This is a genomic window from Roseibium sp. MMSF_3544 (assembly GCF_030732845.1).
Lineage (GTDB): Bacteria > Pseudomonadota > Alphaproteobacteria > Rhizobiales > Stappiaceae > Roseibium.
The window spans coordinates 15,044-29,693 of record NZ_JASHKA010000031.1 but is presented as its reverse complement, the minus strand read 5'-3'; the positions used below and the strand labels follow the sequence as shown (position 1 = coordinate 29,693).

General features: G+C 59.6%; 16 protein-coding genes. 12 read left to right on the top strand and 4 right to left on the bottom strand.

Annotated features, from left to right (window positions below; genetic code table 11):
• Positions 1-11 precede the first annotated feature (11 nt).
• From RBB47_RS27780 to RBB47_RS27765, 4 genes are read left to right on the top strand one after another with little or no spacing between them, the layout of a single operon-like run.
• Positions 12-1,499 (top strand): aldehyde dehydrogenase, encoded by a 1,488-nt coding sequence (locus RBB47_RS27780; protein WP_305989181.1) that lies wholly within the window; start codon positions 12-14, stop codon positions 1,497-1,499.
• Positions 1,500-1,513: 14 nt separating this feature from the next.
• Positions 1,514-2,821, top strand: coding sequence for an aspartate aminotransferase family protein (locus RBB47_RS27775; protein WP_305989180.1), 1,308 nt, complete (start codon positions 1,514-1,516; stop codon positions 2,819-2,821).
• Positions 2,793-3,788 (top strand): phosphotransferase enzyme family protein, encoded by a 996-nt coding sequence (locus tag RBB47_RS27770; RefSeq protein ID WP_305989179.1) that lies wholly within the window; start codon positions 2,793-2,795, stop codon positions 3,786-3,788. Before RBB47_RS27775 ends, RBB47_RS27770 begins: the two co-directional genes overlap by 29 nt.
• Positions 3,785-5,017 (top strand): Tm-1-like ATP-binding domain-containing protein, encoded by a 1,233-nt coding sequence (locus RBB47_RS27765; protein WP_305989178.1) that lies wholly within the window; start codon positions 3,785-3,787, stop codon positions 5,015-5,017. Before RBB47_RS27770 ends, RBB47_RS27765 begins: the two co-directional genes overlap by 4 nt.
• A gap of 27 nt (positions 5,018-5,044) precedes the next feature.
• Here RBB47_RS27765 and mog read toward each other — a convergent pair whose 3' ends face one another.
• The 3 genes from mog to RBB47_RS27750 are packed head-to-tail and all read right to left on the bottom strand — an operon-like array spanning position 5,045 to position 7,126.
• Complete coding sequence (gene mog / locus RBB47_RS27760) at positions 5,045-5,566, bottom strand: molybdopterin adenylyltransferase (protein WP_305989177.1); 522 nt, start codon at positions 5,564-5,566, stop codon at positions 5,045-5,047.
• A gap of 5 nt (positions 5,567-5,571) precedes the next feature.
• A complete protein-coding gene (gene moaA, locus RBB47_RS27755; protein WP_305989176.1) occupies positions 5,572-6,588 on the bottom strand; it encodes a GTP 3',8-cyclase MoaA in 1,017 nt (338 codons plus the stop codon).
• Positions 6,581-7,126 carry a DUF2478 domain-containing protein gene (locus RBB47_RS27750; RefSeq protein ID WP_305989175.1) on the bottom strand — a complete coding sequence of 182 codons (546 nt, stop codon included), beginning with the start codon at positions 7,124-7,126 and terminating at the stop codon, positions 6,581-6,583. The genes moaA and RBB47_RS27750 overlap by 8 nt, the downstream gene beginning before the upstream one ends.
• A gap of 167 nt (positions 7,127-7,293) precedes the next feature.
• Between RBB47_RS27750 and napF the strand changes: the two genes are divergently transcribed.
• The 8 genes from napF (at position 7,294) to RBB47_RS27710 (ending at position 13,838) form a co-directional block, all read left to right on the top strand.
• Entirely contained in the window at positions 7,294-7,785 is a 492-nt protein-coding gene (gene napF, locus RBB47_RS27745; protein WP_305989174.1) for a ferredoxin-type protein NapF, read from the top strand.
• The gene (locus tag RBB47_RS27740; protein WP_305989173.1) at positions 7,779-8,042 is read left to right on the top strand and encodes a chaperone NapD; all 264 of its coding nucleotides are present in this window, start codon (positions 7,779-7,781) and stop codon (positions 8,040-8,042) included. Before napF ends, RBB47_RS27740 begins: the two co-directional genes overlap by 7 nt.
• 10 nt (positions 8,043-8,052) lie before the next feature.
• A complete protein-coding gene (gene napA, locus RBB47_RS27735) occupies positions 8,053-10,554 on the top strand; it encodes a nitrate reductase catalytic subunit NapA (protein ID WP_305989172.1) in 2,502 nt (833 codons plus the stop codon).
• Positions 10,555-10,590: 36 nt separating this feature from the next.
• Entirely contained in the window at positions 10,591-11,406 is an 816-nt protein-coding gene (gene napG / locus RBB47_RS27730; protein WP_305989171.1) for a ferredoxin-type protein NapG, read from the top strand.
• On the top strand, positions 11,403-12,314 hold the full coding sequence (napH, locus tag RBB47_RS27725) for a quinol dehydrogenase ferredoxin subunit NapH (protein ID WP_305989170.1): 912 nt from the start codon (positions 11,403-11,405) through the stop codon (positions 12,312-12,314). Before napG ends, napH begins: the two co-directional genes overlap by 4 nt.
• Before the next feature lie 21 nt (positions 12,315-12,335).
• Complete coding sequence (locus RBB47_RS27720) at positions 12,336-12,779, top strand: nitrate reductase cytochrome c-type subunit (protein WP_305989169.1); 444 nt, start codon at positions 12,336-12,338, stop codon at positions 12,777-12,779.
• 23 nt (positions 12,780-12,802) lie between these two features.
• Positions 12,803-13,504, top strand: a complete 702-nt coding sequence (locus RBB47_RS27715) for a NapC/NirT family cytochrome c (RefSeq protein WP_305989168.1) — start codon at positions 12,803-12,805, stop codon at positions 13,502-13,504.
• Between the two features lie 67 nt (positions 13,505-13,571).
• On the top strand, positions 13,572-13,838 hold the full coding sequence (locus RBB47_RS27710; protein WP_305989167.1) for a hypothetical protein: 267 nt from the start codon (positions 13,572-13,574) through the stop codon (positions 13,836-13,838).
• 52 nt (positions 13,839-13,890) lie between these two features.
• On the opposite strand, the gene RBB47_RS27705 is transcribed toward RBB47_RS27710, so the two are convergent.
• Positions 13,891-14,565, bottom strand: coding sequence for an NnrU family protein (locus tag RBB47_RS27705; RefSeq protein WP_305989166.1), 675 nt, complete (start codon positions 14,563-14,565; stop codon positions 13,891-13,893).
• Positions 14,566-14,650: the final 85 nt, after the last annotated feature.

The window sequence follows — 14,650 nt, the reverse complement described above, 5'->3', positions numbered from 1 at the left end:
AGGTGACAGCAATGCTTGATCAGGGCGCAATCGATGTGCTCCGGAAAACAGTGGTTCCGGATCAGGGCCATTTTATTGATGGCCAGAGGATGCCCTCGGAGACAGGCGACTTACTGGACGTCGTTTCACCGATCGATGGCAAGCGTCTGTGCGGACTGGCATCCGGCACCGCCGCCGACATGAACCGGGCAATCGCGTCCGCACGGATCGCGTTCGAGGATGGCCGCTGGTCGAAAACGGCTCCGGCGCATCGCAAGAAAGTGCTGCTGAGGCTCGCCGAACTGATCGAGCGCGATGCCCTGGCGCTAACGGTTCTGGGGGTGCGCGACAACGGCACGGAAATCAACATGGCCTACAAGGCGGAGGCCTTGTCCGCTGCGGGCACCTTCCGCTACTACGCCGAAGCCATAGACAAGGTCTACGGCGAAATCGCACCGACGGCTCCGAACGTTCTTGGCCTTGTCCACCATGCCCCGGTGGGTGTCGTCGGAGCCATCGTTCCCTGGAATTTTCCGCTGATGATCGGTGCCTGGAAAATTGCCCCGGCGCTTGCCGCCGGAAATTCTCTTGTGCTCAAGCCTGCCGAAACGGCGTCCCTGTCCCTGCTCAGAATCGCGGAACTCGCAAGCGAAGCGGGTGTCCCGGACGGCGTCTTCAACATCGTGAATGGCCCTGGAGCGGTCGTCGGGGAAGCCCTTGCGTTGTCGATGGATGTTGACGTGCTGGTCTTTACCGGATCAGGGACAACAGGACGCCGCCTCCTGAATTATTCAGCGGCCTCCAATCTCAAGCGGTGTTACCTGGAACTTGGCGGCAAGTCGCCGAATATCGTCTTTAGCGACGCACCGGACCTTGCCCAGGCCGCCAAGGTATCAGCCGCCGGTATTTTCAGAAACTCCGGCCAGGTTTGCGTCGCCGGATCCCGGCTGCTCGTCCAGGAAGATATTCACGACGCGTTCGTTTCCGAGATCTGCACCCACGCCGAAGCCTTCCGCGTCGGTGATCCGCTCGAACAGACCTCTCAGATCGGCGCCGTGCACAGTCTTGTCCAGCTTGAAGCCGATCTCGGTTTCGTTGGAACTGCAGAAGCTGAAGGAGCGGACCGGCGCACCGGCGGTGAGCGGATCTTGAAGGAAACGGGCGGCTACTACATGCAGCCGACCGTGATGACCAACGTCAAGCCAACGGACACGCTGGCACAAAAGGAAGTTTTCGGACCGGTGCTCGCTGTGACACCGTTCAAGGACGAAGAAGATGCCATCCGGCTCGCAAACGGAACGGAGTTCGGGTTGGCGGCCGGTGTCTGGACCGGAAATCTCGGGCGGACGCACCGCATGATCGCGGCCATACGCGCCGGCGTCATTCACGTAAACACCTATGGCGGCGCAGATCTGACTGTTCCTCTTGGCGGTGTGAAGCAGTCCGGCAACGGGCATGACAAGTCCCTGCATGCGCTCGACAAGTACCATGATCTCAAGACTGCGTGGATCCAGCTTTGACGGAGCCAGGCACCATGACCATTCATCAAGCAGCGGAGGCGCGAAAGGAGCTGCTCTCCCGGCGGACCCGGCTTTTGGGGCCGAACGTTTCCACCTTTTACGACGACCCGGTTCATTTCGTGAAAGGAGAGGGCGTCTGGCTTTGGGATGCTGACGGCCGCAGATATCTGGATTGCTACAACAATGTGCCGCATGTCGGTCATTGCAACCCACGTGTCGTTGAGGCGATCTCTCGCCAGGCGGCCCGCTTGAACACGCACACCCGATATCTGCACGAGGGTATCCTCGACTATGTCGGGAAGCTGACCCGCACGTTTGATGAGACATTGTCGACCGCGATCCTCACCTGTTCAGGGTCCGAGGCAAATGACATTGCGCTCAGGATGGCCGAGGCGATGACCGGAAAGCGCGGGATCGTCGCAACAGATGCGACCTATCACGGCAACACCACCCTGGTCAGCCATCTTTCCAGAAGCAACGTGCCGGAAGTCGGTTTCGGGCTCGGAGACTATATTCGCCATGTGGAAGCTCCGGACAGCTATCGGATCGAGGACCCGCGCGGAGAGCGGTTTGCGCAAAACGTTCAGGCAGCCATTCAGGATCTCGAGGAAGCCGGGATCGGGTTTGCCGCCCTGATCGTGTGTCCGCTCTTTCTCAACGAAGGGTTTCCCACCCAGGACAAGGGCTGGCTTCAGCCTGCCGCCGAGGTTGCCAGAAAGGCTGGTGGCCTCCTGATCTGCGATGAGGTCCAGTCCGGTTTTGGCCGGTGCGGAACGCATTTCTGGGCGCACCAGAAACAGGGCGTCGTGCCGGATGTCGTAACAATGGGAAAACCCATGGGCAATGGCCACCCGGTTGCCGGTCTCGTGACCACACCGGAGATCATGGCCCGGTTCCGCAATGCCTTCCGCTACTTCAATACATTCGGTGGCAATCCGGTTTCCTGCGCTGCGGCCATGGCTGTTCTGGAGGAACTCGAGGACCGGGATCTTCAGGCTAATGCGCTCAAGATCGGTGCTCTCGCTCATGAACGGTTGTTGGCGCTGGCGGAAAAATACCCGGTCATCGGCGATGTGCGCCAAAGCGGGATGGTGTTTGGTGCCGAGTTCGTCCTCGACCGCGAAAGTCGAGAACCGGCAACCGGGTTTGCTGACAGTATCGTCAATGAGATGCGCCGGCGCGGTATCATTCTGAGCAAGCTCGGCCGGTACAAGAACACCCTCAAGATCAGGCCACCCATGCCGTTTTCCGAGGAACACGCGGACTTGCTGTTTGAGACACTGGACGATGTGCTTGCATCGACGCCGTTGCGCCATGCATGACGCTGTCTCAAACCTGTTGGCACTGTGGGGTCTGGAGCGCGCCCGCGCTTCACTGATTGCTGAACGGGAAAACCGCGTTTTCAAGATCACCGACGGTACGCGCACAACTGCGCTGCGACTGCATCGCCCGGGCCTCAGAACAAGCGAGGAATTGCGCTCTGAGCTTTTGTGGATGGCGGAACTCAGCCGCGCCGGCATCAGCGTCCCGGCGCCCGTTCCATCCGGCAATGGCGACTTCTTGAGAGAAGTGGATGGCCAGCAGGCGAGCATGCTCACCTGGTTGCAAGGGTCTCCCTTCGGTAAAACGGCCGAACCGCTCAACCATCCGGACCGTCGCGGCGTCTTTCGGAAACTCGGCCAGCTTATGGCCAGAATGCATGCGGTTTCGGATCGCTGGGAACCGCCTGAGGGATTTGTGAGGCTTCGCTGGGATACAAAGGCCCTTGTTGGACCCGATCCCTTGTGGGGCCGGTTTTGGGAGAACCCGGATCTTGCCCCGGACGAAAGGGGCATGTTGCTGACGTTTCGAACCGAAGCGAACCAGCGACTGAGGGATCTCGAAGACGGGCAAGATTTCGGCCTGATCCACGCTGATCTCGTTCGGGAAAATGTCATGATCGACGGGGAGGCGCTTCATCTGATTGACTTTGACGATTGCGGCTTCGGTTTCCGCCTTTTCGACGTTGCGACCGCGCTGATCAAGAACAGACACGAGCCGGACTTCCCCGAACTGTGTGATGCTCTCTTGAAAGGCTATGTGCTGGAACGTCCCCTGGATACAGCGGAGCTCGAACTCTTTTTCGCATTAAGAGCAGTCACTTATGTCGGCTGGATCATTCCGCGTCTTGAAGAACCAGGTGGCCGCCAACGCAACAAACGCATGATTTCCGAAGCAGTCGCGCTTGCTGGCGCCTACCTGACGACATTGAACGCTCCGTCCACACGGTGCCTGGGAGTATCGCCATGACCAAAACAATCCTTTCTATCGGTACCTACGATACCAAGAACGCTGAACTGGAATTCATCCAGAGCTGTATCGAAGAACAGGGCGGCAAGGTTCTGACCATGGATGTCAGCGTTCTTGGCGACCCGGACAAGCCAACCGCGATTTCGAAACATGATGTCGCCCGGGCTGGCGGGATGACGATTGACGAGGTCATTGCGCTCGGCGACGAGAACAAGGCGTTTCGGGTGATGTCGGCCGGTGCGGCGAAGGTCGTCGCCGAGGCCTGGCGGGCGGGGCGCATCGACGGCATGATCGCCCTTGGCGGCACCATGGGAACCGATCTTGCGCTCGACTGCGCCCAGGCGCTACCGCTCGGTGTGCCGAAATTCATCGTCTCAACAGTGAGTTTCTCGCCGCTCATTCCACCTGAGCGACTGGCTCCGGACATTCAGATGATCTTGTGGGCGGGGGGACTGTACGGGCTGAATTCCATCTGCAAGTCCTCGCTCGCCCAGGCCGCCGGTGCAGTGCTGGGTGCCGCGAAGGCGGCCCAACCGCCGGACAATGAAAAGCCGCTCGTCGGCATGACCTCGCTCGGTTCAAGTTGCCTGAAATACATGAAGACGCTGAAACCGGAGCTGGAAAGCCGCGGCTTTGAAGTCGCCGTGTTTCATTCCACGGGCATGGGCGGCATGGCTTTTGAAAGCCTGGCGAAAAACGGAGCATTCTGCTGCGTCATGGACTTCTGCCTGCAGGAGTTCGGCAATCTGCTGGCAGGGTCGCTGGTCAGCAGCGGCTCGGACCGGCTGACCAACGCGGGCAAATACGGCATTCCGCAGATTGTCGCGCCCGGTGCACTTGACCTAGTTGATTTCGCGGGTTGGCAGGAGATCCCGGAGCAATATGCCGACCGGCCGTTTCACGAACACAACCGCTTGATCAAAAGTTCGGTCTTCAATGAGGAAGAGCGGCGGCAATGGGCGCGGGAACTTGCTCAGCGCCTGAAAGGCGCCAAGGGCGCCACTCACTTCCTGCTGCCGCTGGGCGGTATAGAGGAATGGGACCGGGAGGGTGAAGAGGCCTTTGACCCTGACGGATTGAGTGCGTTCATCGACGAAGCCAGAACAGCGCTTACGGGAAATGTGCCCATGACAGAAGTGAATGCGCACATTAACGATCAGGCCTTTACAGACGCTGCCTTGGCAGTCTTTGACAAGTGGATCGAGGATGGTGTCGTCAAGACCCGGTAACCTGAACCCCTAGCGTTCAAGAGTGCTCTAGCGTCCTGGCCGGTGCGCTTTCAGCACTGCCGGATCGGTTTCAATGTATCCGGCTCCGATCAGGTCCAGGCAATAGGGAACTGCGGCAAAGACCGCGGTCAGACAGACGTCGATACTGGCCGGCGAGCCTGGCAGGTTGAGAATGAAGGTCTTGCCGCGAATGCCGGCGGTCTGGCGCGACAGGATGGCCGTTGCGACATAGTCGAGGCTAGTGCGCCGCATCAGTTCCCCGAAACCCGGCAGTTCCTTTGACAGAACAGCCTGTGTCGCTTCTGTTGTCAGGTCCCGAGGTGCCGGACCGGTTCCACCTGTTGTGAGCACCATGTCGAAGGATTTCTCGTCACAAAGCGCGATCAGTGTGTCGCGCACCGTTTCGAAGCCGTCCGGAATAATGATCCGTTCGATCTCCATGGGTGTTGTGACCGTGCGCTTGAGCCAGGCTTCGATTGCCGGGCCGCCCCGGTCTTCATAGTCTCCGCGCGACGCCCGGTCGGAGATTGTCAGGATGGCAGTGCGCATGGAGGTCATCCCCCGAGCGTTGACATCGACCGTGAAAGGCCGTTGAACCCGTCCTCGCCGATGTGAAAGTCGTGGCCACACGGTTTTTCGAAGACCTTTTCGCGGATCAGCTGGGCAATCTTGTCATTGCCGTCCGACTGACGCAGGACATCGCGCAGCGGCAGGCCACCTTCCTGACCCATGCAGGTAAAAAGCTCTCCGGTACAGCTCAGGCGGATGCGATTGCAGTCGGAACAGAAGTCGCAGGACATCGGCGTGATGAAACCGAGCTTGCCGCCCGTCTCGCGCAGGCGAACATATTTGGCCGGGCCGCCCGTTGTCTCGGCCAGCGGTTCGAGTGTCCAGTCGGACTCAAGGCGCTGGCGCAGTTCGGCAAGGGACAGGAAGCTGCGCTTGCGGCAGGAACTCGCGCCGCCAAGCGGCATTTCCTCGATGAGGGTCAGGTCCATTCCCCGATCATGCGCGAACCGGATCAGATCGTTGAGTTCTGTCTCGAACGGTCCCTTCTGGGCAACGGCGTTCAGTTTGACGTGAAGCCCCGCATCAAGGGCAGCATCAAGCCCGGCAAAGACCCGGTTGATACTTCCCCAGCGCGTTATCTCCCGGTATCTGTCCGCATTCAGAGTATCAAGTGAAACGTTGACGCGGCGCACGCCGGAAGCGGCAAGATCCCGGGCATAGCGGGACAGCAGCGAGCCGTTTGTCGTCAGCGTCAGCTCATCCAGTTCCCCGGTCTTCAGATGTCGGCCGAGGTTTTGAAACAGGCTGATGACGTTCTTGCGAACCAGCGGCTCGCCGCCGGTCAGCCGGATCTTGCGGACGCCATGATCCATGAAAGTTGTTGTAAGCCTGTAGAGCTCCTCAAGCGACAACAGGTCCCTGCGCGGCAGAAACGTCATGTTCTCGGCCATGCAATATGTGCAGCGCAAGTCGCACCGGTCGGTAACCGACAGGCGCAGGTAGGTCGCCGTGCGGCCGAACTGATCCGTCAGGGCTCCGCAGGCATTCCTTGGCTCATGCATTGGCAGCTACCGGCAAAGGTTCGGCTGTCGCCTCAAGACACCAGTCCAGGATTGAATCGTAGACCGGCGGCAGTTCGACCGAGAGCTCGCCGGCAAAATCCCGCCAGGCTTCGAGGTAAGGGGAGCGAACCGCCGTGAGGACCGGAATGGACCGCTCAACAGCATGGCCGATCAGTTGACGAAAACCCTGTCCGTCCTGCTCACCCTTGCCAAAGCGGTTGAGGATCAGAAGGTCCGGTTGGTGTTCCAGTTCAACTGTCAGCCGCGCCGTGATTTCGGCAAGGCCGCGCGGGTCGAGGCGGCAGCCCTGAGAGCCGCTGCCGAGCGCTTGCGAGATTTCGATTGTCTCGCCGGTCGAAATCAGTTCCAGCCCCATATCAGCGCAACAGGTGTCGCTAAATTCAGCGCGGCGCTGGACAACGCCCGCAACGCGGATTCCTCTGGAACTCAAACGGTTTGCCAGTGTTTCAAGCAGGCGGTCAACGATGTCGCCCTGATGCGTTCTGATCGCTCCGCAGAGTGCTGCATATTCAACCATCGTGAAATTCCAATTCGATTGCGGCCGCCTGATCGGTGGCGTCCAGCCAAGCCTGCTTTTCTCCGCGGGCAAGATAGAATGAGTTTTCGCTCGTCCGACATGACTTTGGTCAAGGATTGACGGTGTTTCCTGCGAAAAATTGGCCCTCATGGAGAAGAGGGCGGACAATGTCGGCGCTGAGTAAAAGGGCCTTTCTAAGAGGCCGTTTCAAAGAAGAAGAATCCATTCGTCCGCCGGGGACGAGCGATCACTTTGGTGATTTGTGTACCCGGTGCGGCGACTGCGCGAGCGCGTGCCCCCAGGACATCATTGTTTTCGACAGGTGCGGATTGCCCGAGGTTGACCTGAACAAGGGTGCATGCCTGTTTTGCAACGCCTGCGCGGAGGCCTGCGAGCCGGCTGCGATCGAGCCTGCCGATGGTTGGTTCGTACGCGCGAAGCTGCTGCCCACCTGCCTTTCCTACAATGGCATCGCCTGCAGGTCCTGCCAGGATCATTGCGAGACACAGGCCATACGGTTCCGGCTCATGACCGGAAACCGGTCACTTCCCGTCATTGATCTCGACACCTGCACCGGATGCGGCGAATGCGCTGCTGCATGCCCGTCCGCATCCATCAGCTTTTACGAACACACAGTCAACGAGGACAAGTCATGTTGAACATCTGCGGTTGCCTCGTCCATGTGAAGCCGGGAGTGACCGACGACGTCATTGCGGCGATCGAATGCATGGCCGGGTGCGAGGTCCACGCACACGATAGCGGTCGCCTCGTTGTCACCGTCGAAGACACCGACGACAAGCGCGCCTCGGAGCAGATCATGGACATGCACCAGATACCCGGCGTCCTGACCGTCACGCTGACCTACCACCATTTCGAACCGCACGGCCCGACCACGGCCGCAGCGCCTGCGCTCTGAGGAGGCAAAAATGACACTCGATACATCCCGCCGTTCCTTTCTGAAAGCGTCCGCAGCCGCGGCAACGGCTTCTGCAGCCGGCATCACCCTGCCGCAGGGGGCGGCAGCTCAGGTGGGCACACCCGATATTCGCTGGGACAAGGCAGCCTGCCGCTTTTGCGGAACAGGCTGCTCGGTTCTGGTCGGAACCAAGGATGGACGCGTTGTCGCGACCCAGGGCGACCCGCACGCACCGGTCAACCGGGGGCTCAACTGCATCAAGGGCTATTTCCTGTCCAAGATCATGTATGGCGAGGACCGCGTGACACAGCCGCTCCTGCGCAAGACCAATGGCGTTTACGACAAGGAGGGTGAATTCACGCCTGTGTCTTGGGACGAAGCTTTCGACATCATGGCCGAGAAATGGAAAAAGGCCCTGAATGAGAAAGGTCCGGAAGGCATCGGCATGTTCGGCTCCGGCCAATGGACCGTATGGGAAGGCTATGCCGCCTCCAAGCTGATGAAGGGTGGCTTCCGCTCCAACAACATTGACCCGAATGCACGCCACTGCATGGCGTCCGCCGTTGCCGGCTTCATCCGGACCTTCGGCATCGACGAGCCGATGGGCTGTTATGACGATCTGGAGCATGCGGACACGTTTGTCCTTTGGGGCTCCAACATGGCGGAAATGCACCCGATCCTGTGGTCGCGGCTGACCGACACCCGTCTGACAAAGCCGGGCGCCGAGGTGCATGTTTTGTCCACCTTCGAGCACCGCTCCTTCGAGCTCGCCGACAACGGCATGATCTTCGCGCCACAGACCGACCTGGCGATCCTCAATTACATCGCCAACTACATCATCCAGAATGATGCGGTGAACTGGGACTTCGTCAACAACCACGTCAACATCACCAAAACCAACACCGATATCGGCTATGGCTTGCGTCCGCAGCACGCCCTTGAGCAGGCTGCCGCCAACCCGGCGCATGAAGGCAAGCACGGCAAGCTGGAGAAGATTTCCTTCGACGAATACAAGGACTTCGTCTCCGAATATACGGTTGAGAAAGCGTCTGAAATGTCCGGCGTGCCGGCAGCTCAGCTGGAGCGTCTCGCCGCCCAATATGCCGACCCGAACCGCAAGGTGATGTCGCTGTGGACCATGGGCTTCAACCAGCACACGCGCGGCACTTGGGTCAACTCGTTGATGTACAACGTGCATTTGCTGGTCGGCAAGATTTCCGAACCCGGCAACTCGCCGTTCTCGCTCACCGGTCAACCCTCGGCCTGCGGCACCGCCCGTGAGGTCGGTACCTTTGCCCACCGTTTGCCGGCGGACATGGTCGTTGCCAATGAAGCGCACCGCACCTTCTCGGAAGAAAAGTGGAAACTGCCGAAAGGTCTTTTGAACGGAAAGGTCGGCGCACACGCCGTCTTGCAGCATCGCAAGCTCAAGGATGGCGACATCAACGCCTATTGGGTCCAATGCACCAATAACATGCAGGCCGCGCCGAACATGAACGAGGAAGGCCTCCCGGGGTATCGCAATCCGGACAACTTTATCGTCGTGTCGGATCCTTATCCGACGGTCACCGCGGTCGCCGCCGACCTCATTCTGCCGACGGCCATGTGGGTGGAAAAGGAGGGCGCATACGGCAATGCCGAACGCCGCACCCAGTTCTGGCGTCAGCAGGTCAAGGCGCCGGGTGAGGCGAAGTCGGACATGTGGCAAGTGATGGAGTTTTCCAAGCGCTTCACCACCGATGAAGTCTGGCCTGCCGAGATCCTCGATGCCAACCCGGACTACAAGGGCAAGACCCTGTTCGAAGTCCTGTTTGCAAATGGCCAGGTCGACAAATTCCCGCTGTCGGAAACCGCGGAAGGCTACGACAACGACGAAAGCGAGCATTTCGGTTTCTATGTCCAGAAAGGTCTGTTCGAGGAATATGCCGCCTTCGGCCGGGGCAAGGCTCACGATCTGGCGGACTTCGACACCTATCACCAGGCACGCGGACTGCGTTGGCCTGTGGTTGACGGCAAGGAGACACTTTACCGCTTCCGTGAGGGCTACGATCCTTATGTGAAGGAAGGTGAAGGCGTCCGCTTCTACGGCAAGAAGGACGGCAAGGCGAACATCATCTTTGCGCCGTACGAGCCGCCGGCAGAGGCCCCGGACGAAGAATTCGACTTGTGGCTGGTCACCGGGCGTGTGCTGGAGCACTGGCATTCCGGGTCCATGACGCGCCGGGTCCCGGAACTGCATCGCTCGTTCCCGACAGCGCTTGTCTACATGCATCCGGATGATGCCCGGGACCGTGGCCTGCGCCGGGGTCAGGAGATCACCATCTCGACCCGCCGTGGTGACGTCATCACCCGTGTCGAGACGAGGGGCCGCAACAAGGTGCCGAAAGGCGTCGTGTTCTATCCCTGGTTCGACGAAGGCCAGCTGGTCAACAAGCTGACGCTTGATGCCACCTGCCCGATCTCCAAGGAAACCGACTTCAAGAAGTGCGCCTGCAAGGTCGAGCGCGCCTGATCTGAACGGTAAAAACCCATGCCCGCCGCAACGCCCATGAAACCGAAGAACCCGGACCGCCGCCGTTTCCTCACGGATACGGCGCGCGGCGCCGCGGGTTGCGCGTTGGCGGGCATGGGACTGGCCTGGCTGGCACGGGATGCACGCGCGCTTCCCGCGACCGCTATCAGGCCACCGGGAGCCCTGGCGGAAGACGATTTCCTGTCCGCCTGCATCCGCTGCGGGCTCTGTGTTCGCGACTGTCCTTACGACACACTCAAGCTGGCTGAACTTGGCGATGACGGCGCCGCAACCGGCACGCCGTATTTCACGGCAAGGGACATCCCATGCGAAATGTGTGACGACATTCCCTGTGTCGCCGCCTGCCCGACCGGAGCGCTCGATAAAGAGCTCGATCTGTTCGACGATGCCGACATGGGCGTTGCGGTTCTGATCGATCTGGAAAACTGCCTCAATGCGCTCGGGCTGCGTTGCGACGTTTGCTACCGGGTGTGCCCGCTGATCGATGAAGCGATCACGCTGGAACAGTCCCATAACCCGCGTTCCGGTCACCACGCGATTTTCATGCCGACGGTGCATGCAGACAAATGCACCGGTTGCGGCAAATGCGAAAAATCCTGTGTTCTTCCGAACGCGTCCGCGATCAAGGTCCTTCCGGCCCGGATCGCGCGCGCAGAAGCTGCAGATCACTACCGCCTCGGCTGGGAGGAAAACCAGCCGATCGTCGATGAGCTGATCGACCTGCCCGACCGGTTGCCGGGACCTGGAACCGATAATCTTCAAGCACCCGGCGGCTACGTTGAGGAATTCAAGCCGACATTCAAGTTGCCGAAAGGAGGGGTTGGTCAATGAGCACCAGGTCAAACACTCCCGTCGGTCACGAGGCCGTTGCTCTCAAAGGCTGGTTTAGTGCGCACAGGTATCTTTTGCTACGCCGTCTGTCGCAGGTATTCTTCCTCGGCCTGTTCCTGCTCGGACCATGGTTTGGCATCTGGTGGGTGAAGGGAAACCTTGCCGGCTCGCTAACATTCGACACGCTGCCGCTGACAGACCCCTTTGTGCTGCTGCAGTCCCTCGCTGCCGGGCACCTGCCGGAACTAACGGCAATTGTCGGGGCCATCATTGTCGCAATCGCCTATGCCTTGATCGGCGGACGTGTCTATTGCAGTTGGGTGTGCCCGATCAATCCGGTGACCGACGCTGCGAGCTGGCTGCACCGGCGCTTCGATCTGCCGAAGGGATGGCAGCCGAAACGGCAGACACGGTTCTTCATGCTCGCCATGGTGTTCGTGGTTTCTGCTGCGACCGGCACGATCGCCTGGGAAGTCGTGAACCCGGTCTCGATGGTCTATCGCGGCCTGATCTTCGGCATGGGGTTCGCCTGGGCCTTCGTAATCGGTGTGTTCCTGTTTGATCTGATCCTGGCCCGCCGCGGCTGGTGCGGACATCTGTGCCCGGTCGGCGCTTTTTACGGTCTTGTTGGAGAACGTTCGGTGCTGCGGGTCTCGGCAACCAATCGGGCGGCTTGCGACAACTGCATGGATTGCTTTGCCGTCTGCCCGGAAAACCATGTGATTTCGCCCGCCCTGAAGGGCAAGGCAGGTGACACCCCGCTTATCCTGTCCCCGGACTGTACCAATTGCGGGCGCTGCATCGATGTCTGCGCCGTTGATGTCTTTGCCTTCACCCACCGATTTGACGATCGCGTCAACAACACTGTCACGCGGGCAGTGGACGCGCCCACAGAACCTGCCGTTTGAACGGAGCAAGGGAGAATAGAGATGAAAATGCCACTCCTTGGGGGCCTGTCAGCCCTCGTGATCTCTACAATTCTGGTAGGCTTTGCAGTAGCCCAGTCTTCAGGACCGGTTCAGAGCCTGCGCGGGGGAGAACTGCAGGAAACGCTTCCTGCAGAACAGGTGCCCAAGCAGATGGAGGGCCGTATTCCGCGGAACTACCGCCAGCAGCCGCCTCTTATCCCGCATTCCGTATCCCAGTACCAGATGGATAAGCGCACCAACCAGTGCCTCAACTGTCATGACTGGACGGTTGCCGGTGAACGCGGTGCTCCAACCCTTTCCATGACCCATTACCTGGATCGGGACGGCAACCAGCTCGACAGCGTCGCCGGGACCCGCTGGTTTTGCAATCAGTGCCATGTTCCGCAGGCCAATGCGCCCGAACTCGTTGGCAATGAATTTCTTCCGTCCAACCAACTGCGCTGACGCGGTAACAGGAGAGACAGAAAATGTCCGAACCGCATGAGAAACCGAAACAGGGCCTGATCCGCAGGCTTTGGAACGCAATCTGGAGCCCGGTTTCCGCCTTTAGCGTGGGCTTCATCGTGATCGGAGGTTTCCTCGCCGGGATTCTGTTCTGGGGTGGCTTCCACTGGACGCTGGAGTTGACCAACACGGAAGAATTCTGCGTGTCCTGCCACACAATGGAGACGAACCTGGGCGAGTACCGGGAGACGGTGCACTACAACAACCACTCTGGCGTGCGCGCAATCTGCTCGGACTGCCACGTCCCGCACGAATGGCAGCACAAGATCAAGGCGAAGATCATGGCGGTCAAGGACGTCTACCATGAGCTTGCCGGCACGATCAGCACGCCCGAGAAATATGAAGAGCATCGTTTGCAGATGGCTTCTGTTGTGTGGCGGAAAATGAAAGCCTCCGACAGCCGTGAATGCCGCAACTGCCATAACTTCGACTACATGGACTTCACGATCCAGGAGAACCGTGCCGCCGCCGAACACCAGAAGGCGATCGACGAAAACATGACCTGCATCGACTGTCACCAGGGCATTGCCCATGCGCTGGCTCCCGGCTCCGCGGAGGAATACCGTCGTGTCGTCGAGCAGCTTGAGGCAAAAAATGCGCCTGCTGAACCGAAGACCGATGATGTCGCGGCAATGCGCTCGTACTTGAAAAAAACCTCGAACTGATACGCTTTGAGCGCGCCACCTGAACTCCAGGTGGCGTCCGCTCGCGTTCCAAACAAAAGGCACTGGCATGCTTGGTATTCTTGATTTGCTCGGAACCATCGGCGCAAACGTCCTCAGCCTCCCCGGTATTCTCGGACTTGGCCTTGGGATGATGACCCGAAACTGGATCCTGGCCTCCATCATGGGAGGCATCGTTGGCGTTCTGGAGCCGTTGCTCTTCGCCGGTTTCAATTTCTCGCAGGTTGGTATGTTCGATATGGCCGTTGCTGTCATCGTCGGCGTTCTGGCGGGAAGCCTGGGATGTGCGATCAGGCACAGGGGCGCGACTGTTTGAGAAGGCAATGCGCGCTCAGACAACCTGCTTTGAAAAATCTGCCGAGTGATCGTCAGGCAAACGGATCAACGCCTGCAAAGTAAATGTGCAAGTGCGCCAGGAGGGCGAAGGCGATTACAGCTGCAAGCAGCCTGACCAGCATGGGCATCTTGGCGATGGCCAGAAAAGGCGGCGCTTCTTGGGTCGCGTCGAGCAACCGCGACCACTCTTCCCCCATCTCCCGCTGCCGCCGCCTGTCAATCAGCTTCATGCCGAGAAGCGAGAACAGGGCAAAGGCGCCGAACAGGATCACATGTGCAAGATTGCCGTTCGGTACGAGATGGGATGTTGACCAGAGAAACAGCGCGACCAGGATCGGGTGACGCATCCACTTGACGATGCTCGCGCTCTGCGGGTCGAAGCGTTCGTTGTGAAGTCCGCCGAAGGAAAACGGGTTCGGAACCGCGATCCCGAATGCCAGGATCAGGCATACCGGCAGCATCGCGATGATCGGTATCCAGTTCTGCCACGGCGCCCAGTCCCAAAGGGCGATGTAAGGCGCGGTTTGCGCCGCCCTGATCAGCCACCAAAGGATAAGCAGCGAAAGTACCGAGTAGGCTGCCGAAAAACCGCGAGCCGTCAGGACCCTGACAAGAAAGGGACGAACGGGCGGGCGGACCAGCACCATGTGAGAGGCGAAGAAGACCGCAAACGCCAAAGCGTAGTTGGACCAGCCAGTAACAAGCATTGCAGTTTCCGAAAACTTTGCTGGAATATTCCAGGCCGAACAGCCTGAGCAGCCTTAGGCCAAATGGCCCCGACGACGGAGGATA